General features: G+C 67.0%; 21 protein-coding genes. 15 read left to right on the forward strand and 6 right to left on the reverse strand.

Features of this window, described 5'->3' with window-relative positions; all coding sequences use genetic code 11:
• Nucleotides 1-34 precede the first annotated feature (34 nt).
• On the reverse strand, nucleotides 35-958 hold the full coding sequence (locus ACLJRM_RS01595; protein ID WP_101607613.1) for a LysR family transcriptional regulator: 924 nt from the start codon (nucleotides 956-958) through the stop codon (nucleotides 35-37).
• Nucleotides 959-1,118: 160 nt separating this feature from the next.
• Between ACLJRM_RS01595 and ACLJRM_RS01600 the strand changes: the two genes are divergently transcribed.
• Entirely contained in the window at nucleotides 1,119-2,309 is a 1,191-nt protein-coding gene (locus ACLJRM_RS01600; protein WP_410661976.1) for a Glu/Leu/Phe/Val dehydrogenase dimerization domain-containing protein, read from the forward strand.
• Nucleotides 2,310-2,370: 61 nt separating this feature from the next.
• Here the strand turns inward: ACLJRM_RS01600 and pip are convergent, their stop codons facing one another.
• The 5 genes from pip to ACLJRM_RS01625 all read right to left on the reverse strand — a co-directional run bounded on the left by pip (nucleotide 2,371) and on the right by ACLJRM_RS01625 (nucleotide 6,610).
• A complete protein-coding gene (pip, locus tag ACLJRM_RS01605) occupies nucleotides 2,371-3,318 on the reverse strand; it encodes a prolyl aminopeptidase (protein ID WP_410661977.1) in 948 nt (315 codons plus the stop codon).
• Between the two features lie 156 nt (nucleotides 3,319-3,474).
• Nucleotides 3,475-4,206: an ESX secretion-associated protein EspG gene (locus tag ACLJRM_RS01610; RefSeq protein WP_101607610.1), complete on the reverse strand. Its 732-nt coding sequence runs from the start codon at nucleotides 4,204-4,206 to the stop codon at nucleotides 3,475-3,477.
• 24 nt (nucleotides 4,207-4,230) lie between these two features.
• Nucleotides 4,231-5,586, reverse strand: a complete 1,356-nt coding sequence (locus ACLJRM_RS01615) for a hypothetical protein (protein ID WP_410661978.1) — start codon at nucleotides 5,584-5,586, stop codon at nucleotides 4,231-4,233.
• The gene (locus ACLJRM_RS01620; RefSeq protein ID WP_410661979.1) at nucleotides 5,583-6,209 is read right to left on the reverse strand and encodes a DUF3558 domain-containing protein; all 627 of its coding nucleotides are present in this window, start codon (nucleotides 6,207-6,209) and stop codon (nucleotides 5,583-5,585) included. The genes ACLJRM_RS01615 and ACLJRM_RS01620 overlap by 4 nt, the downstream gene beginning before the upstream one ends.
• A gap of 2 nt (nucleotides 6,210-6,211) precedes the next feature.
• Nucleotides 6,212-6,610 carry a hypothetical protein gene (locus ACLJRM_RS01625; protein ID WP_410598834.1) on the reverse strand — a complete coding sequence of 133 codons (399 nt, stop codon included), beginning with the start codon at nucleotides 6,608-6,610 and terminating at the stop codon, nucleotides 6,212-6,214.
• Between the two features lie 202 nt (nucleotides 6,611-6,812).
• On the opposite strand from ACLJRM_RS01625, the gene ACLJRM_RS01630 reads away from it, so the two are divergent.
• From ACLJRM_RS01630 to ACLJRM_RS01695, 14 genes are all read left to right on the forward strand, one after another.
• Nucleotides 6,813-7,409 carry a TetR/AcrR family transcriptional regulator gene (locus ACLJRM_RS01630; protein ID WP_101607606.1) on the forward strand — a complete coding sequence of 199 codons (597 nt, stop codon included), beginning with the start codon at nucleotides 6,813-6,815 and terminating at the stop codon, nucleotides 7,407-7,409.
• A gap of 163 nt (nucleotides 7,410-7,572) precedes the next feature.
• Nucleotides 7,573-8,919 (forward strand): hemolysin family protein, encoded by a 1,347-nt coding sequence (locus ACLJRM_RS01635; RefSeq protein WP_101607605.1) that lies wholly within the window; start codon nucleotides 7,573-7,575, stop codon nucleotides 8,917-8,919.
• Complete coding sequence (locus ACLJRM_RS01640) at nucleotides 8,916-9,959, forward strand: hemolysin family protein (protein WP_101607604.1); 1,044 nt, start codon at nucleotides 8,916-8,918, stop codon at nucleotides 9,957-9,959. Before ACLJRM_RS01635 ends, ACLJRM_RS01640 begins: the two co-directional genes overlap by 4 nt.
• Nucleotides 9,956-10,867: a 3-methyladenine DNA glycosylase gene (locus ACLJRM_RS01645; RefSeq protein WP_410661980.1), complete on the forward strand. Its 912-nt coding sequence runs from the start codon at nucleotides 9,956-9,958 to the stop codon at nucleotides 10,865-10,867. Before ACLJRM_RS01640 ends, ACLJRM_RS01645 begins: the two co-directional genes overlap by 4 nt.
• A gap of 93 nt (nucleotides 10,868-10,960) precedes the next feature.
• Complete coding sequence (locus ACLJRM_RS01650; protein ID WP_233223452.1) at nucleotides 10,961-11,647, forward strand: hypothetical protein; 687 nt, start codon at nucleotides 10,961-10,963, stop codon at nucleotides 11,645-11,647.
• Nucleotides 11,648-11,792: 145 nt separating this feature from the next.
• Entirely contained in the window at nucleotides 11,793-13,334 is a 1,542-nt protein-coding gene (locus ACLJRM_RS01655; RefSeq protein ID WP_410661981.1) for a recombinase family protein, read from the forward strand.
• Between the two features lie 281 nt (nucleotides 13,335-13,615).
• Nucleotides 13,616-13,996, forward strand: a complete 381-nt coding sequence (locus ACLJRM_RS01660) for a histone-like nucleoid-structuring protein Lsr2 (RefSeq protein ID WP_410661982.1) — start codon at nucleotides 13,616-13,618, stop codon at nucleotides 13,994-13,996.
• An 11-nt stretch (nucleotides 13,997-14,007) separates the two neighbouring features.
• Entirely contained in the window at nucleotides 14,008-14,649 is a 642-nt protein-coding gene (locus tag ACLJRM_RS01665) for a histone-like nucleoid-structuring protein Lsr2 (RefSeq protein ID WP_410661983.1), read from the forward strand.
• A 26-nt stretch (nucleotides 14,650-14,675) separates the two neighbouring features.
• Nucleotides 14,676-15,131 (forward strand): hypothetical protein, encoded by a 456-nt coding sequence (locus ACLJRM_RS01670; protein ID WP_410661984.1) that lies wholly within the window; start codon nucleotides 14,676-14,678, stop codon nucleotides 15,129-15,131.
• Between the two features lie 752 nt (nucleotides 15,132-15,883).
• Nucleotides 15,884-16,195: a hypothetical protein gene (locus tag ACLJRM_RS01675; RefSeq protein ID WP_410661985.1), complete on the forward strand. Its 312-nt coding sequence runs from the start codon at nucleotides 15,884-15,886 to the stop codon at nucleotides 16,193-16,195.
• Complete coding sequence (locus tag ACLJRM_RS01680) at nucleotides 16,192-16,602, forward strand: DUF3846 domain-containing protein (RefSeq protein ID WP_410661986.1); 411 nt, start codon at nucleotides 16,192-16,194, stop codon at nucleotides 16,600-16,602. Before ACLJRM_RS01675 ends, ACLJRM_RS01680 begins: the two co-directional genes overlap by 4 nt.
• Nucleotides 16,602-17,024 (forward strand): hypothetical protein, encoded by a 423-nt coding sequence (locus tag ACLJRM_RS01685; RefSeq protein WP_410661987.1) that lies wholly within the window; start codon nucleotides 16,602-16,604, stop codon nucleotides 17,022-17,024. Before ACLJRM_RS01680 ends, ACLJRM_RS01685 begins: the two co-directional genes overlap by 1 nt.
• Entirely contained in the window at nucleotides 17,021-17,455 is a 435-nt protein-coding gene (locus ACLJRM_RS01690; RefSeq protein ID WP_410661988.1) for a hypothetical protein, read from the forward strand. Before ACLJRM_RS01685 ends, ACLJRM_RS01690 begins: the two co-directional genes overlap by 4 nt.
• Nucleotides 17,448-17,666, forward strand: coding sequence for a hypothetical protein (locus tag ACLJRM_RS01695; protein ID WP_410661989.1), 219 nt, complete (start codon nucleotides 17,448-17,450; stop codon nucleotides 17,664-17,666). Before ACLJRM_RS01690 ends, ACLJRM_RS01695 begins: the two co-directional genes overlap by 8 nt.
• The last annotated feature ends 116 nt before the right edge of the window (nucleotides 17,667-17,782 follow it).

Here is a 17,782-nt window from a genome sequence, read left to right on the forward strand (position 1 = left end):
TGGATCTGCGGACCACCTTTTAGGACGGGACGAATCAGGGCAAAGCGGGCTCGGTACCCAGTCCCAGCGCAGCTGCCGCGTTGCGCACGGCCTCGATCACCAGCTGCAGGGCGGGCCGCCGCGACGACGTCGTCCGGTAAGCGATCGAAACCGTTCGGAGCAACGGTGTGGTCAACGCGACGACGTCGATCCCCGGTGGACGGAGGCCGAGCCCGAGGTCGGACACGAGGGTCACCCCCAGCCCCGCGCGGACCATCGCCATCGCCGTCGACTGCTCTTCGACCTCGTGGTTGATCTTGGGGTCGAACCCGTTCCGGTGACACGCCGTGCGCACCGCGCGGCCGAAGTGGCTCTTCGGGCTGGCGAGGATCCACGGATGCTCGGCCAGTTCGAGCAACGACGCGCTTCCGGCGGGCACGGCGCCGGCGGGCACCGCGGCGTGCAGCCGTTCGACCGCGATCACCGCACGCTCCAGGCCCGCGTCCCACGGCATCGGCGCGTCGGAGTAGTCGATCACGAACGACAGGTCCAGCTCGCCGTCACGCACGGCGTCGGCGGTGTCCTCGGGCGCGAGTTCCCGCGTCCGGACCTGGATCCCCGGATGCTCTCCCGCGAGCACGGCCAGCGCGTTCGGCAACAGCCCCGAAGCGACGGAGGCCCAGACACCGGCCATGAGCCGGACCGAGACCGTCTCCTGCGCCTCCTCCAGCGCCAGTGTCGCCCGTTCGACCGACCCCAGGATCTCCTCGGCGTGCTCGGTCAGCAGCAACCCCAGTTCGGTCAGCTGCACCCGTCTGCCGAATCGTTCGAACAACTTCGCGCCCACGTCCCGCTCCAGCTGAGCCAGCTGCTGTGACACCGCCGAAGCGGTGTAGTGCAGCGAAGCGGCGGCCGCCGTGACTGTGCCGCGCCTGCTCAGCTCGCGGAGCATCCGCAGGCGGTGCAACGAAAGCTCCATGTCTCCAACGTAATCGGGCGCGGTCGCGGATGCCGGATGGCGCGTTACACCAGTTTCTCTGCACGTCATCGTTCAGATTCGGTAAATAGACGCCCGTGCCCGGTGGGGCGCACCCTCGGAAGTGGCGCAGCACGACCCGAATCCCGAAGGAGGTGGCCGCATGGCCGCGAGGAACGCCGAACCGCTGATGAGGCTCATCTGGACCGACCCCGTCACCGGTGCCACCGGCTACCTCGTAGTGCACAGCCTGGTCTCCGGTATCGCGACCGGCGGGACCAGGATGCGCGCGGGCTGCACGATGTCCGAGGTCGAGGACCTGGCGAGGGGGATGGCGAACAAGACCGCGACCTTCGGCCTGCCGGTCGGCGGGGCCAAGGGCGGTATCGACTTCGATCCGAAGGACGAGCGGGCTTTCGGTGTGCTGGAACGGTTCTGCTCGTTCCTGCGGCCGTGGATCGACAACCACTGGGTGACCGCCGAGGACCTCGGCGTGCCGCAGCATCTGATCGACGAGGTGTTCGCGAAGCTGGGGCTCGAGCAGTCGTACCACGCCGCGATCCGCCGTTCGGCCGATCCGTCGCAGACCCTTCGCCGCGTGCAGGCCGGTTTGACCACCCCGGTCCCCGGCGGGCTCCTGCTCGGCGACGTCATCGGCGGCTACGGCGTCGCACAGGCCTGTCTCGGCGTCGCCGACGCGTGGGAGTGGCAGGCCGGCAAGACCACGGTCGCCGTGCAGGGCATCGGCACCATGGGCGGCGGCGCGGCCTGGTACCTGCACGAAGCGGGCATGCGGGTCGTCGCGGTCGCCGACGCGGCCGGGACGCTGTACCGGCCCGAAGGCCTCGACATCCCGGCGCTGCTGGAACTGCGTGACGCGTACGGCGAGATCGACCGGAGCAGGCTCCCAGCGGACGTCCAACTGCTCCCCCGCGACGAGATCGTGGCGACGGAGGCCGACATCTTCGTCCCGGCGGCCATCTCCTACGCGCTGCGCGCCGCGAACCAGGGCTCGGTCAAGGCGAAGGTCGTCATCGAGGCGGCCAACGCGGCGACCACGCCCGACGCCGAAGCGGGCCTGGAGGCCCGTGGCATCCCGGTGATCCCGGACTTCGTCGCCAACGCCGGTGCCGCCGCGTGGGCCTGGTGGCTCCTGCTCGGCCAGGTCGGCGCCGACCCCGCCGATTCCTTCCTGCGACTCCGGACCGAGATGCGGGCGAAGGTGGCGCTGCTGCTGAGTTCGTGGAACCTGGACCGGATCGCTCCGCGCACCACCGGCCTGCGACTCGCCGAAACCACCCGTTCGGACGCCGCCACCGCACCCGAAACCGCCCCCGTTCTCGTCATTCCCTGACCGTGCGCGTGAAAGCCCCCTTCCCTCGGCTCAGCTGAGGGAAGGGGGCCTTCATGCGGACTCAGGAAGCGAAGCGGTCGGTGGCGCCGATGAGGACCTCACGCATCGGCTCGTCCTGCGTGCTGTGGCCGACCTCGTCGATGACGACCAGTTCACTGCCCGGCCAGGCGTGCGCGAGCTCCCACGGGGTACCGATGAGGTTGCCCAGGTCGAGGCTTCCTTCGGCGAGCACGGCGGGGATGTGGGCCAGCTTCTCGGCCTCCCGCAGGACCACGCCTTCGTCCAAAAAGGACCCTTGGCTCCAGTAGTGCGTGACCAGCCTGGCGAAGGCGAGCCGGAACTTCGGCGTCTCGAAACTCTTGTACGGCGGCGAAGTCGGGATGATCGCGTCCTCCCAGGCACACCATGCGGCCGCCGCCTTCTCGTGCACCGCAGGGTCCGGGTCCATCAGCAACTCGAGGTACGCCGCCGCCAGGTCGCCGTCTCGGTCCGCCTCGGGAACACCGTCACGGAACGTGGCCCACGCCTCGGGGAAGACGCCACCGAGGCCGCGCGTGAGCAGGTCGGTCTCGCTCCGGCGCCCGGTGGCCAGGCCCATCAGGACCATCTCCGAGACATGGTCCGGATACCGCTCGGCGTAGACCAGCGCGAGCACGGAACCCCAGGATCCGCCGAAGATCAGCCACTTCTCGATCCCGAGGTGCTCACGCAGTTTCTCCATGTCGGCGAGCAGGTGGTCGGTGGTGTTGGCGGAAAGATCCGCCTCGGGCTCGCCCGCGTGCGGCGTGCTCCGGCCGCAACCCCGCTGGTCGAACAGCACGACGCGGTACTTGGCCGGGTCGAAGTAGCGGCGCAGGCCCGCGCTGCAGCCGGTTCCCGGACCGCCGTGCAGCGTGACGGCCGGTTTGCCGTCGGGGTTCCCGCAGACCTCCCAGTACACGAGGTGCCCGTCGCCGACGTCGAGCATCCCGTGGTCGTACGGTTCGATCTCCGGATACAGCCGTGTCATGTCCTCGTCCTCCCAGACCCGCCAGAAATACAACAGCGCTGTCACAATAGCCCGGAACGAAGACTCGATGCGCGCGGTTTCTTTGACCCGAGTACGTGAAGGCCCCCTTCCCTGCGCTAGACGCAATGAAGGGGGCCTTCACGTACTTGCCGGTCGCTAGCCGCCCAGAGTGCTGGAAACGTGCCGAAGCGCGTCCGCCAGCTCCGGAGGTCCGGCGGGTCCGATGTGGACCACCGCGTCGTTGCCTTGCCCGGTCGTGTAGCTGAGGTACCGGCCCCAGTCGGTGTCGGCGAAGTGGAGCGGATCTTCCACAGCCACGTGCCTGCCGACTTCGTCCCGCTTGCCGACGTAGAGCTCGCCGCTCCCCTCGACCGGCCGCTGCACGAGGCTGACGATGTCCGCGATCACCGGCGGCAGTGAATGCGTGTCCGGGCCACGCCGCGCCGCCTCTTCGAGCTCGTACGCCCGGACCGTGCGAAGCCTGCCACCGCCCGCGGGAACGGGCGGCAACTGTTCGATCAGCGTTTCGGGCAGCCGTCGCCGGTCGATCTCCTGCAGCCCGACCCAGTCGCCGGACGCCACCGCCAGCACCGCCTGCATGCCCAGCGACGCGGCGAGGACGCCGTAGGTCTGGCCGCCGGCGTTCACCCAGCCGTAGTACTCGATGGCCGGTTTCGTGAGCACCGGAAGCCAGTCCAGGAAGTCGACCGACGCGCGGCCGCTCGAGTCCAGCAGCCCGGCTTGCGCCAAGGCGGCTTCCACTCGCTTGTCCGCCTCCGCGCGGGCCGTCCTGGACAGCCAGCGCGGTTCGGGACGCAGCGTGATGTGCAGGTCGCCGACGCGTTCGCGTTCGGCGAGCACCGCCAAGGCTTCGACCGGGACGTCCACCCGGCCTGTTCTGACGGTCATCCGCTACTCGCCGATGACCGGCGGGCTGGTCCGCTGGTCGGTGCCGAAGATCGCGTCGGGGTCGGCCTCGATCAGGTAGTCGGGACGCTGGTGCTCGTCGTCCTCGTCGCCTTCGGCACGCCTGCCGCCCGCGCCCATCGGTCCCATCTGACCGCCGCCGCGGCCCGCTCCTCCACGGCCACCCGCCAGGTCGGCGCCACCCATACCGCCGCCGAGGCCGCCCATACCGGAGCCCCTGCCCGAGCCGAGGCCACCGGAACCGGGTCCACCCGGCCCACCGGGACCGCCCGCGCGGCCACCGGTGCCACCTTCGCCGCCGAGAAGCCTGCCCGCGGCCGTGTTGGGCCCGGGAAGGTTGCGTCCACCGCCGGTTCCGGGCTGGTTGGGCCCGCCGCCACCGGGGCCGTAGTTCTGGTTGAGGCCGTTGGTCAGGCCGAGGACGTCTTCCGGGTCGCCGGTGCCGCGCCCGGGATTCCGGCCCGGGATCTCCGTGGTCCCGCCGCCGGGCTTGCCCTTGCCGCCACCGGACGGGAGCGTCGTGTCGCCAGGACCGGGCTTCCGGGTCGGCGTCGTGATCTCCGGACCTGGCCGGTCCTTCGATCCTCCGGGACGGTCCTCGCCGGTGCCCGGTTTGTTCTGGTTCTGATTCTGGTTCTGGTCGTTGCCGCCGGTGTGATTCCGGTCGGTGCCGTTGCTGTCCGTGCCGCTGGTGTCGGTGCCGTCGTTCTCGTCACCACCGCCGCGCTTCGTGGGGCGCTTCGGCGGGATGTAGGGCGGCGGATCGATCGGGCCGGGCCCATCGCCGACCTTCACACTCACGTTCGCACCGTCGTTCTTCAGCACGCCGTAGTCGGTCGGCAGGCTCGCGCTCGTGCTGCTGGTGACCGAGTCGTACTGGTCCATCACCCGGACGTTGTTCTGGTTCGCCGCCTCGTGCTTCGCGACGCCCTCTTGGTAGTTCTTGATGTCGTTGTTGACCATGAACGGCCCGGCGATCGGGATCGCGCCCTTGAGGCCGGTGGTCCAAGGGTTGGGCTTGTCCGGCTTCGGCGGAACGGGGACGACCGTCTGCCCGGAGTCGTCGAAGCTGTCGGCCTGCGTCATGACCGAGGCCTTGGTGGTGAACAGCGGGTCCGCCGTCTCCTTGAAGGCCTGCTCGAGAGGGCCGGCACCGGCGTTGGCCGCGTCGGCGGCCGAACCCGTCCAGGACGCCGACATCCGCGACTGCAGCGACTTGATGGCCATGCCACGCTCGACGTAGGCGTCCGAGAGTTCTGCGACGCGGTCGGCCGCGGTGCGCAGGTTGCGGGTGTCGCCCTGGGTGAAGTTTTCGTAGATCTGTTTGCCGTCCACCCTCATGCCCCCTTGAGTGTCTTGATCACGGCCGACGCGAGTTTCTGCGCCTTCCCACACGAATCCTGCTCGTTGTCGTAGCCCTTGGCGAGGGTGCTGATCGACAGATCGTCGGCGACGCCCACCGCGAGGTCGCAGTTGCCACCCGCTCGCCGATCCTGGATTCCGTAGTAGACGGTCGGATAGCCGTCGACGTCCGGACCTGGCTCCAGGAACCTCAGCTGCCCGGCTTTCTTGGCCTTGTGCAGTCCGGCCAGGCCACCCATGCCCTTTTCACGGTTGCCGCTGCCGAGGATGATCAGCAGGCTGTCGGCCTTGCCGCGAATCTGCCAGCTGCAACCGGGATTGCTGCCTTCGCCCTTCGACTCACCGGGCGCGGTGAACCCCAGTTCCGCGGCCGCGGCAGGCGGGAGCAGCTTGCAGACGTCACCGACGTACGCCGAAGCGTCCAGCGGATTCGCCACCTTCGGCACGTCCGGGTCCTCCGGCGCGGCGGACGACCCCGACGACGGAGAGGTTCCCTGAGTAGGCGTAGCCGTCCCGGGAGTCTCGCCGGTACAGCCGGCGACCACGACGGAAACGAGCACGAGCGCCGCCACCGCGGCGCGATTCCTCAACACGTTCGGCATCCTCAGGTCGTGCGCAGGGTGTTGGCCTGGTCGGTGGCCATGATCTTCGTCCGGGCGATCTCGAGCTTCGCGATGTAACCCTCGATGTAGGCCCTCATCGATTCGTTCTGCTTCTGCAGGCCGAGTAAGGATTCGACACCGGAGTCGACGTAGCTGGAGCTGGCCTCGTCCTGACCCGGCGGCATCAGGTCACCGACGATGAGGTCGATCTTGTCGCCGTCGTCGACGACCTTCTTCAGCTCGTCTTCCCACAGCCCGATGACGGTCTTCAGCTCCTCGGGGCTCATCTCGAACCCGCCGCCTCCGCCGCCCCCACCGCCGTAAACGGTCGGTTCCTTCGGCGTGGTCAGGTCACCCCAGACGGCCTTGATCGCGCTCGCGGCGTCGCCGATGATGTTCACGCCCGCACCTTCCCCTCAGCACTCACTCACCGTGATGGACAAAGAGTAGCCAAGTGGCCGACGGCGTGTCAGCCGATCCGGCCGAGTGTTCGGACGTGTTTCGCGGCCGCAAGGTTCCCGGACGGATCAATCATCCCGCGAACTGGTCACAGTACGTACGTACGGATTGCATTAACCGGGTCCCCGGTGACAGGATTCCAGGATGCCACGGGTCAGCCAGGATCACCTCGACGCACGCCGGCGCCAGATCCTCGACGGTTCCCGCGTGTGCTTCGCACGTTACGGCTACGAGGGTGCCACTGTACGGCGGCTCGAGGAGGCCACCGGCCTTTCCCGCGGCGCGATCTTCCACCACTTCCGTGACAAAGAGTCCCTCTTCCTGGCCTTGGCCGAGGACGACGCGGTCCGCATGGCCGACGTCGTCGCCGAGCAGGGCCTCGTCCAGGTGATGCGCGACCTGCTGTCGAACCGCAGCGAGCACCCCGCCGACTGGCTCGGCACGCGCCTGGAGGTCTCCCGGCGGCTGCGCACCGATCCCGAGTTCCGGGCCCGCTGGGCCGAGCGGTCCCAGCAGCTGACCGCCGCGACCCGCCGCCGCCTGCTGCGCCAGCGCGACGCCGGGATCCTGCGCGACGATGTCGACGTCGACGTCCTGACCGCATACCTCGAACTCGTCCTCGAAGGGCTCGTCTCGCACCTCGCGATGGGCCAGCCGGGCGACGATCTCGGCCCCGTCCTCGACCTGGTCGAGGAGAGCGTGCGGCGGCACCGCGCCCGCGCGGCCGGGGGAACGCGTTAAGATTGTCCTATCGCCGCAGTACAGCGGCGGTGTCTGTTGATCCCGATTGAGGAGTGACTCTTTTCGTGCGCGACGCGCAGTCACCTGGTGACAGTATCGAGCCGGGTGGCACACCCGGCTGTTCCAAGGACCTTCCTGCCGACCCCGTCCCCGCCGGCAGGAAATGATGGAAATCCTGTTCGCCGTTCTCGGCATTCTCCTGTTCCTCCTGCTGACCGTCGGCACCGGCCTCGCCGTCGCCGCCGAGTTCTCCCTCACCGCGCTCGAGCGCAGCACGGTCGACGCGAACGTCCGCCAGGTCGGCGACAAGCGCGCACACACCGTGCAGAAGGCGCACCGCACACTCTCGTTCCAGCTCTCCGGCGCGCAGGTGGCGATCACCATCACCACCCTGATCACCGGTTACCTCGCGGAACCGGTGATCGGTGACCTGCTGCACCCGCTGTTCACCGCCATCGGGTTCTCCGAAGGCGTCGCGAACGGCGTGTCGCTGGCGGTCGCGCTGATCCTGGCGACGTCGCTGTCGATGATCCTCGGCGAGATGATGCCGAAGAACCTCGCGATCGCGCGGCCGCTGCAGACCGCGCGCGCCGTCGCGGGGTACCACTCGCGGTTCTCGTCGCTCTTCCGCTGGCTCATCACCCTGATGAACAACAGCGCCAACTTCCTGGTCCGCAAGTTCGGTGTCGAACCGCAGGAAGAACTGCGTTCGGCCCGGTCGCCGCAGGAACTCGGCTCGATCGTGCGTTCCAGCGCCGAAAGCGGCACGCTCGACACGTCGACGGCCGAACTGCTGGACAAGTCGCTCCGCTTCGGCGAGCGGACGGCCGACGAGCTGATGACGCCGCGCGTCCAGTTCGAATCGCTGACCGTGGACGACACGATCTCCGACCTCATCGAGATCTCGCGCCGCACCGGCTTTTCGCGTTTCCCGGTCTACACCGAGGACCTCGACGACGTGCAGGGCGCGGTGCACATCAAGCAGGCGTTCACCGTCCCGGCCGCGCAACGCGCCACGGTGCGGATCGGCTCGGTCATGCGGCCGATCCCGACCGTGCCCGAATCACTGCCGGGCGACTCACTGCTCAACCGGCTGCGCGATTCCCGGTTCCAGCTCGCGATCGTCGTCGACGAGTACGGCGGCACCGCGGGACTGGTGACGCTGGAGGACGTCGTCGAGGAGATCATCGGTGACGTCCGCGACGAGCACGACGACCGGGAAGCGCCCTCCTCCCAGCAGGTCGGCGCCGACAACTGGCTCGTTTCCGGGCAGCTTCGCGCCGACGAAGTCACCGACGAGACCGGCTTCCGGATGCCCGACGGCGACTACGAGACCATCGCCGGGCTGATCCTCGAGCGGCTCGGGCGGATCCCCTCCCCCGGCGACGCCACCGACCTCGACGCCTGGCGGCTCACGGTGACCAAAATGGACCGTCTCCGCATCGCCGAGGTCGAAGTCCGCCGGGTCAGCGAGACCGCCACTTCCGCCGAGCAGGAGCCCGCCCGATGAGCGACTGGTTCAACATCTTCCTCGTCGTGGTCCTGTTGCTGGCCAACGCGTTCTTCGTCGGCGCCGAGTTCGCGCTGATCTCGTCGCGGCGCGACAGGCTGGAGGCCTTGCTGGAGCAAGGAAAGACCCGCGCCAAGATCGTGATCAACGCGAGCAAGAACGTCTCGCTGATGCTCGCGGGCGCGCAGCTCGGCATCACGATCTGTTCGCTGCTGCTGGGACGGCTGGGCGAGCCAGCCATCGCGCATCAGCTGGCCGGCTTCTTCGAGCTGCTCGGGATCCCCGAGGTCCTGCTGCATCCGATCTCGTTCGCGATCGCGCTGGCGTTCATCACCATCCTGCACGTCCTCATCGGCGAGATGGTGCCGAAGAACCTCGCGATCGCCGAGCCGGAGCGGCTGGCCCTGTGGCTGGTCCCGGTGCACGTGGCCTGGGTGAAGATCGCCAATCCTTTCATCTGGCTGCTGAACTTCGTGGCGAACTCCCTGCTGCGGTTGTTCAAGGTGGAGCCGAAGGACGAGCTCGAGACCGCCTACACCTCCGACGAGCTCGCCGAACTGCTCAGCGAGTCGCGGCGTGAGGGGCTGCTGGAGCACTCCGAGCACCAGCGGCTCAGCAAGACGCTGTCGTCGGTGGAGAAGACGGTGGCCGACGTCCTGGTCCCGACGGCGCAGCTCACCACACTGCCCTGCTCGCCCACGCTGGGCGACGTCGAGCGCGCGGTGTCCTCGACCGGGTTCTCGCGCTTCCCGGTGTGCACCGACGACGGGACGCTGACCGGATACATCCACGTCAAGGACATCCTCGACCTCGTGGGCGAGGACCCGACGACCGTGGTCCCGTCGGACAAGACGCGTGCGCTGACCGAACTGCACGCCGATGCCCGGCTGGACGAAGCGTTGTCGGCGATGCGCAAGGAAGGCAGTCACCTGGCGCGGGCGCTGAGCCCGGCGGGAGCGGCCGTCGGCGTCGTCGCGCTGGAGGACCTCGTCGAGGAATACGTGGGAACTGTCCGCGACGGTACCCACGTCATGTCATGACCGGCCTGATCGTCCTTCCCGAGTCCGTCTGGCGGGCTCGGGAGGACGACCACGTCACCCGGATGCGGCGCTGGACGACACCGCACCAGCGCCGCCGCTCGCGGGGCGAGAAGCATCCGGTGCTCGACTTCCTCTTCAGCTACTACTCGCACCGTCCCGGACACGTCGAACGCTGGCAGCCGGGGCCGGGCTTCGCGCTCGAAGGCCGGTCCGCACACCGGTTCCTGGAGCGGAAGAGCTACGTCGAGACGCCGGACGGTGTCGTGCTCGATCCGGCGGGTTTCACCGAGGGCCGGGCCAAGACCGCCGAATTCGTCCTCGGCCTGCTTTCCGCGACCGCGTCCCGTGCGCCGAGGCTCAGTTGTTTCGGGCTTCATGAATGGGCAATGGTTTACCGGGAATCGGCGAATGAGGTTCGTCACTCACAACTTCCGCTCCGGCTCGGTTCGGCCGGAACGGACGGCGTCGTCGAGTCGCTGGAGATCCGGTGCGGACATTTCGACGCGTTCCGGTTCTTCACCGAGCCCGCCCGGCCGCGCAACACGCTGCGGCCGGAGCGGGAGAACCAGATCGAGTTCGAGCAGCCGGGCTGCCTCCACGCCAACATGGACCTCTTCAAGTGGGCCTACAAACTCGACCCGTTCGTCCCCGCCGAGCTGGTCGGGGACTGCTTCGAGCTGGCGGCGGACATCCGGGAGCTGGACATGCGGGCGAGCCCCTACGACCTCGCGGCGTTCGGGTACTCGCCGGTGCCGATCGAGAGCCCGGAAGGCCGGGCCGAGTACGCTCGCGCCCAGGCCGGTTTCGCCCGCCGGGCCGCGCCGCTGCGTGAGCACCTGATAGCGCATTGCCAACGACTGCTCACCGAGCTAAAGAAGGCGCCCGCGACACGCGGAAAACAACTGTGAGTCGTCGCATTCCCCGTAACATCCTCCCCTGTTAGAGTGATAACGGTTTGATTGCATACGCAGCGCGAGCGCGCACGTTTCGAAAGGACAACGATGGGGCGACACAGCGTGGCCGAGGAGCCGGTGCCGCACCCCCTCGACCCGCCGAAGCGGCTCGAGGGACGCGGCGAGGCGACCGGTTCGCACCGGATCGTCGGGAAAAAGGCCCCGCGACGCCGCATCGCCAAATGGCCCATCGCCTGCCTGGTCCTCCTGGTCCTGGTCGCGGTCGGCGTGTTCGGCTGGAACTGGGCGGACGGGGAGCTCAACACCCGCGCCGAAGCCCAGGCCAAGGCCTGCAGCGCCGGTGACACCCCGATGCGGGTCGTCGTCACCCCCAGCATCGAGAAGCCCCTCCGGGCGGCGGCCGAGCGGTGGAACAACGCCGCGACCGTGGTCCGCGACCACTGCGTGATCATCCAGATCGACGCGCTGTCCTCCGCTTCCGTCCTCGACGGCCTCGTCGGGCGGACGAACCTGGACTCCATCGGCGGTCTCCCCGCAGCCTGGATCCCCGAGTCCTCGTACTGGGTGACCGAGCTGAACACCGCCAAGCCCGAGCTGGTCGGTTCGCCTGCCCAGTCGGTCGCGACCGCTCGGTCCGCCGACTACCCGCTCGTCGGGCTCGCGGGCAAGAACATCGACGAGGTCCAGATGCGCGCCTCGCAGACGTTCCGGCAGTACCTGCAGCAGCCCGCCCAGCAGGCCGACTTCGCCGCCGCGGGCATCAAGGCCACCTGAGCTCACGGAATACGGGAAAGGCCCCTTCACCGCTCGGGAAGGGGCCTTTCCCGTACCTGGGAGTGTCACGAAAGGCTCGTGAGTGGCGAGGACGGTTAGGCCGACAACTTGTTTATGACACACCAGGTTTGTGACTGTCCGTGTCATGACCCGGACAGTCATTACACAGGCAATCATCTACCTACGGCTCTCTGACCTGCGGCAGGAGGATCTGAACGAGGACGGCACTGGCCGGACGTTCGGCGATCGGGAGCGGAGGCTTCGCGAACTCGCTGACCGGTGGGGCTGGCAGGTCGTGAAGGTCGTGGTCGAGAACGACGTCGACCCCCGGACCGGCAAAGCCCGACCGGCCTCAGCGTTCAAGCGCCGCAAGGTCACCCTTCCCGACGGCTCTACTGTGATGCGCGTCATTCGGCCCGGTTACAGGGGCATCCTGCGGGATCTGAAGTCGGGTGTCGCGAGTGGCCTGCTGGCCGAGGACCTGGATCGGGTGCTGCGTGATCCGCGGGATCTCGAAGACCTGATCGACGTGGCCGAGGCCAAGAAGATCAACGTCAGGTCCCTTACGGGGAGCTTGACCCTCACCGACGGCGGAACTGACGCCGAGATCACGCTCGCCCGCGCCATGGTGGCGTTCGCGAACAAGTCGTCGCGGGACACCTCCCGTCGCGTCTCTCTCGGCCGGGAGCGGAAGGCCATCGCGGGCGAGCACGGCGGCGGAATCCGGCCCTTCGGGTTCGAGCAGGACGGAGTCACCCCGCTTGAGGTCGAGTCCGACTTCCTGGCGTATGCCTCGACGCGCGTGCTTCAGCTGAACAAGAAGACGAGGAAGCCGTGGACCCTGGCCTCGCTGGCGGCCGAGGCGCGAGACGCCGGAGTGCTGACGAGTACAGGGCTGCCGATGACGGCGGAGGCGCTGCGTCAACTGCTGTTGCGTCGACGGAACATGGGCGTCCTCGTCTACAACGGGGAGGAAGTCGGCAAGCTCCCTGGCGAGCCGATCGTGGACCCGGAGGTGTTCCGGGCCGTGGTCCGGTTGCTCACCGATCCGTCCCGTCGCTGCAATCCACAGGGACCGGCCCCGCGCTGGCTCGGGTCGGGCATCTACGGGTGCGGCATCCATCTGGACGGCACGACGTGCAACGTCGGCATCGGCGACCGCTCGCCCCGGTACAAGTGCAAGGCCAGTTCCCACTTGACGCGGAACGCCGCGCACCTCGACGCCCTCGTGCAGGCGACGCTTCTTCAACGGATCGCCAGGGATCGCGGGCTTGTCGAGCAGTTCGTCTTCGAGGCCGACAAGGTACCCGTCGTGGATCTGGGTGCGCTTCGGGCGGAGGCGGACGCTATTCGGATCGAGTTGGATGGACTTGCCGAAGACCGGATTCGCGGCCAGATCACACGATCTCAGATGTTGAGAGGGACTGAATTGGGCCTGCTTCGACTGGAGGCGATCGACCAGCAGATTCGGGACGCCGCCGCTGTGGAATCCCCTCTCGTTCAGTTTATCGAAGTGAGAGACGTGGCTAAGCTGTGGAATTCGCAGCCGTTGAGCGTCAAGCGATTTGTTCTCGACACTTTGATGGCGGTGACGATCATGCCGGTCGGCCGCACCGGTCACGCGTTCGATCCCACGGGCGTCGAGCTGCGGTTCAAGTCGCCTGGTGAGCTACCGGTGGCGGCGTGACCATGCGGCCGATCGGGTGATCCGCTCCGCACACCCGATCTGAGTACAACTGCTCCATTCGGAGTACCTGCGAGAAAGTAAGTGGCGCGGCGGCCGATCTCCCCCAAGGCCGTCGCGCCGCTTACTCTCCAGATACAGAATCTGGACGTTTATCACCCGATCGTGTAACGGCACTTCATTCGGTTGCCGGGTTGATCATCACCTTGTAAAACTCCCATTACCCCTCGCAACGCAATGGAACAACACAATGAGTGAATCCCCGACAGGGAGTGTTGCCTCACATGGTGACCCGCCAGAGAACGCTGATCGTCTTCATGAACGAAGACGACGACCAGCGCTCATCCCCCGGCGGCCCCACGGCCGCCACGATGTACGAAGTGGATCTCGACGCGGACGAGGCAGGGGTGGTCTGCCGCCTCCTCCGCGATCGAGGGAAAGGAGAGCCGCACGAAGCGGACGACGCCACGATCAGGGCGTGGGCGCTACGGCGGAAGCTGCCAGTCAGCGCCCGCGGGCGCGTTCCCGCGCAGATCCGCCGGCAATACGACCAGGAACATTCCGATCCACCTGGTCCGGACACAGTGGCCGATGTCGCCACCGACCAGGGCGATCCGGAGAACGTGGTCCAGCTGAAGCGCCGCCAAGACGGCGCCGAGACGTAGCCGGGAGAGAGATGGCACAGAAGATCGAAACCATCGTCAGCTATGTCGATGACGTGGACTCCTCGTGTGAGGCGACCACGGCCCGGACGTTCGAGGTGGGCGCCCGGTCCTACGTCATCGACCTTGGCGACGAGAACGCCGCGAGGATCGACAGGGACTTCGCGGAGTGGACGACAGGCTGGCGGAAGCGCACCTTCGCCTACGGTCGCAAGACCTACACGCGGTGGCTGCGGCCGGACGAGGTCGAGCGCTTCGACACGGTGATGGCCTTCTGGACGAAGGCTGCCCGGCGGCTGAAAGAGGACGAGACCAGCCAAGATGGACAGCCGGTGGCCGACGGCCGCTCCGGCGGGCCGCTGCCGGTCATTACGCCGGTTCCCGCGCAAGGTCAGCAGTGGTGGATGGATCCGCCGCGTCCCTTGAGCAGGGAAACCACCCGGCGGTTCTCAGAGGCTCGCCGGGCTGTCCGGGAGTGGGCCAGGGACAACGGCTGGGACGACCTCGGTACTCGAGGCGTAGTTCCCAGGTCCGCCTACGAGCGCTGGTTCAACGAGGTCTGGTCCACGATGGCCGATCCGTCGTGGGAGAACCTGGCACACCTCCCCGTGCCAGGGACCGCGAAGACCGGCAAGTCACGGCGGCGGACGAAATGAGCCGAGCACAACCGCGATTGGACACCATGGCATCGCACGATGACGAGCAGGTCACCGACCCAGACGAGTACCTGCGCAGCAATCCGACGTTCGCGAAATGCCGCAAGGGGCACGCCTTCCCGCACGAGGACGACGTTCCACTGCTTGAGGCCTACAGCGACCCGGAGGCGACACACGAGAAGACATTCGTGTGCAGCCGGTGCAAGGCCAAGAAACGGGAACGGTTCCTCATCGGCCTGCGGCGTGGCCGGGTCGTCAGCTACGTCAGGCTGGACAACCGTTCCGACTACAAGAACGCGGAAGGCTACCTCGCGAAGGGGGTGCGGATCAGCCGCGCCTACGCGACCGAGGTCTCCATCCGTGCCGAACTGGAGGACCCGGCATCGAGCGCGTCGACGGTTCGCGCTCATCGCCGTAAGAAGGCGACACCTCCCGCAGTGCCGAAGCAACGGCAGGCGGGCAGGAAGGCCGCCGTCGCCTGAGAGGCAGGAAGGCGTTCGGCATCTGAGACGCACCTCCAGCCCAGGTTGACGCGGGTAGAGGTGTCGGGGTCGCGAGTGCTGTAGGGGGCATCGGCGGGATCTCTGATTCGGCCCGGACAGAGGTTAGAAAGATTCCGTCGTTTCTCGCGGTTCTGTTTGGGGGTCCGGCAAGTCACCGGTGACGGCGGCTTGCCGGACTCCCGAGGTGATGCCGGCGCCGGTTCGGCCAAGGCGCATGGGTACAGCGAATCCCATTGGCGGATCAACCGCGACAGGTCATCGAGCGATCCTCACGCCGAGCATCGCTGAGACGCAGGTTTCGCGTCAGAGGACGGACGCGCTAGAGTGTTCTCTGTCGGATCCTGGTGAATGACCTTGTCCGGGCCATTTGTGTATGGGTTGCGGCAGACGGCCCCCGTGTGCACGCCCGGGGGCCGTCCCCATTTCACGGTCAGAGCAGTCGGCCCCCGTCCGGACATTCGGGTTGCGGTTGTTGTCCGTTTTGCGATGGCGCACCTACGATTAAGAGGTGCCCATACGGTGGGCGCAAGGCCCGGACAGCCTTCACAACCATGCTTTTCGTTGGCATACCGCATAACCACGCTTGCCGCATCGTGCCCGCACAACGGCCTGCGTGATTGCTGTGGTGTGTTCATCGTGTGGTCGTGAGGGTCCTCGTTACCCATACACAGAACAGGACCCGGACAATTATGACTTGCACTGACAGCACGGCAATCGCCGTGCTAGCAACCGTGTTCATCGATATAGAGGAACAAACGGACACTCCGCGCTTCCAGGCGTATCTGCGTGAACCGTGGGGCATCGGCGAGAACATCGAGCCGTTGTTCCCCAAGGCGATCGCCGAGCAGGTCGTGGCCTGGATGAACGGGATCACCGAGAACGACGATGAGTCCCCGATTTGCGAGTGGTCGCCTGAGGGCTACGTGCTCGTGTTCGTTCCGGAGATGCCGCACGAACCCTTTGCTGTGATCCAGCCCGACGACGACGGGTTGTACGCGTTCGGCCTCGGCTGGGCGTGGCAGGTCGAGGAGGTCTTCCAGTGAACGAACTCCGTGGCCTCGTGGTCACTCCCGACGGCGCCGTGAAAGAACAGCGGTTCCCTGCTACCAGCGACCATCTGTTGGAAGCGCTTAGCGCGGTAATCAACTGCGACAACGTGGACGTCGTACGCCTGGGACCCGAAGGCAACAGCGCCGCGATGTACGTCGATGAAAACGGAATGAACATCGATCTGCCGATGGTCAATGAGTACGCCACCATCCTCGTGTACGGCCTCAACCTGAGGCTGAATCAGTTTTACTACGGGACGGCAGTGTTCCTCGGCGGGGTGGACGACGGAGGAGACGACACTTCGTTGTCCGACGAATCGGTCGAGCGAATCCGCGATCTCATGGACAGGGTCAAGCGCGGCGAAATCAACATCGACGCTCTCAAGAGGGGGTTGGGCTGATGCCGCAGGTGCCGAATCAGATTCCGGGCGAGTCGTACGCGTTCGAGATCGGAACAATGAGCCTGACCGGGTCCGTGCTCGATCGTGGCGACGGCTTGTGCACGGTGCGCGGCCGGTTCGAGGACGCGGCGACCGTCAACGATCAAGGATTCGAGATCCGTTCCGTTCCTCGGCAACAGCTCGCTGACCTGTTCCGTTCGTTCGCGGACAACATCGCGCCTGTCCACGACGGCGTGTACAGCTTCTGGTGCGACCTGCACGTGGCCGAGCTGGAAGGCGAGCCAGTCTTCGTCTTCGCCGAGGACAGCGAGACATGGACGGTCATCCTGGATCGGATGAAGTGCAGTCACGCCAACGAGAAACAGTCGTGCCGTCCGACGTGGCGTATGGGCTCGGTCGCCCTCGATGGAGGCGCACAGTGAGCCACGAGGACCTGGTAGCGCGGCTTGTGCAACACCAGTTCGCGTTCTCATGGCCTGCTCAGGCCAGCCAGTACCCATCCGCCGGTGATCACGGCATCAGGTACTTCAAGGGCGTGCTGCCCAAGGAAGAGTTCGGCAGCGGAGCCTACGTGAACTGCCTGCTCTTTCGGGACGAAAGTGGTGTTCTCACAGGGATTCTGAACCACTATCCCCAAGACATGGTGCCCTACGTGCTCGCAGGGGAGATCGCGATCCAGGTCCGCCCCGACCAACGCCGCGCGGGGATCGCCACGCGGCTACTACGGGAAGCTCTCACGCGATGGACGATCGACCTGCACGCCCAGCGGACCACTCCGGACGGTCAAGTGTTCCTGGAGAGCTTCCTGGCGGGGGAAAACACCAGGCTCCATCGAGGAGGCCGCCGTGGTTGACGAACCCTGCCAGGTCGAATCCTTCTTCTGGGAGAAGAAAAGGCCGTGCGGCAAGGAGGCCACCTACTGGGTCGCGGACATCGACAACGACGAAGGAGGGGTGTACAGCTGCCGGTCCCACCTTCACGGCGCCATCGTCGAGGTGCTGGGTGATCCGGACACGAGCAGGCGTATGGACGCCGTGGTGAGCCGGGTCCGCAAGCGGTCCTGATTCGTTCCGCGTGGATTCCGCCGTCTGCCTCTCCCCGGAGAGGCAGACGTGCGGTGTCCACAGGGGACTGTGGACGGCCCGGACAGGTCACGAAAGGAATCACATGCATCCGGCAC

The organism is Amycolatopsis sp. lyj-84, from assembly GCF_046549075.1.
Classification (GTDB): Bacteria; Actinomycetota; Actinomycetes; order Mycobacteriales; family Pseudonocardiaceae; genus Amycolatopsis.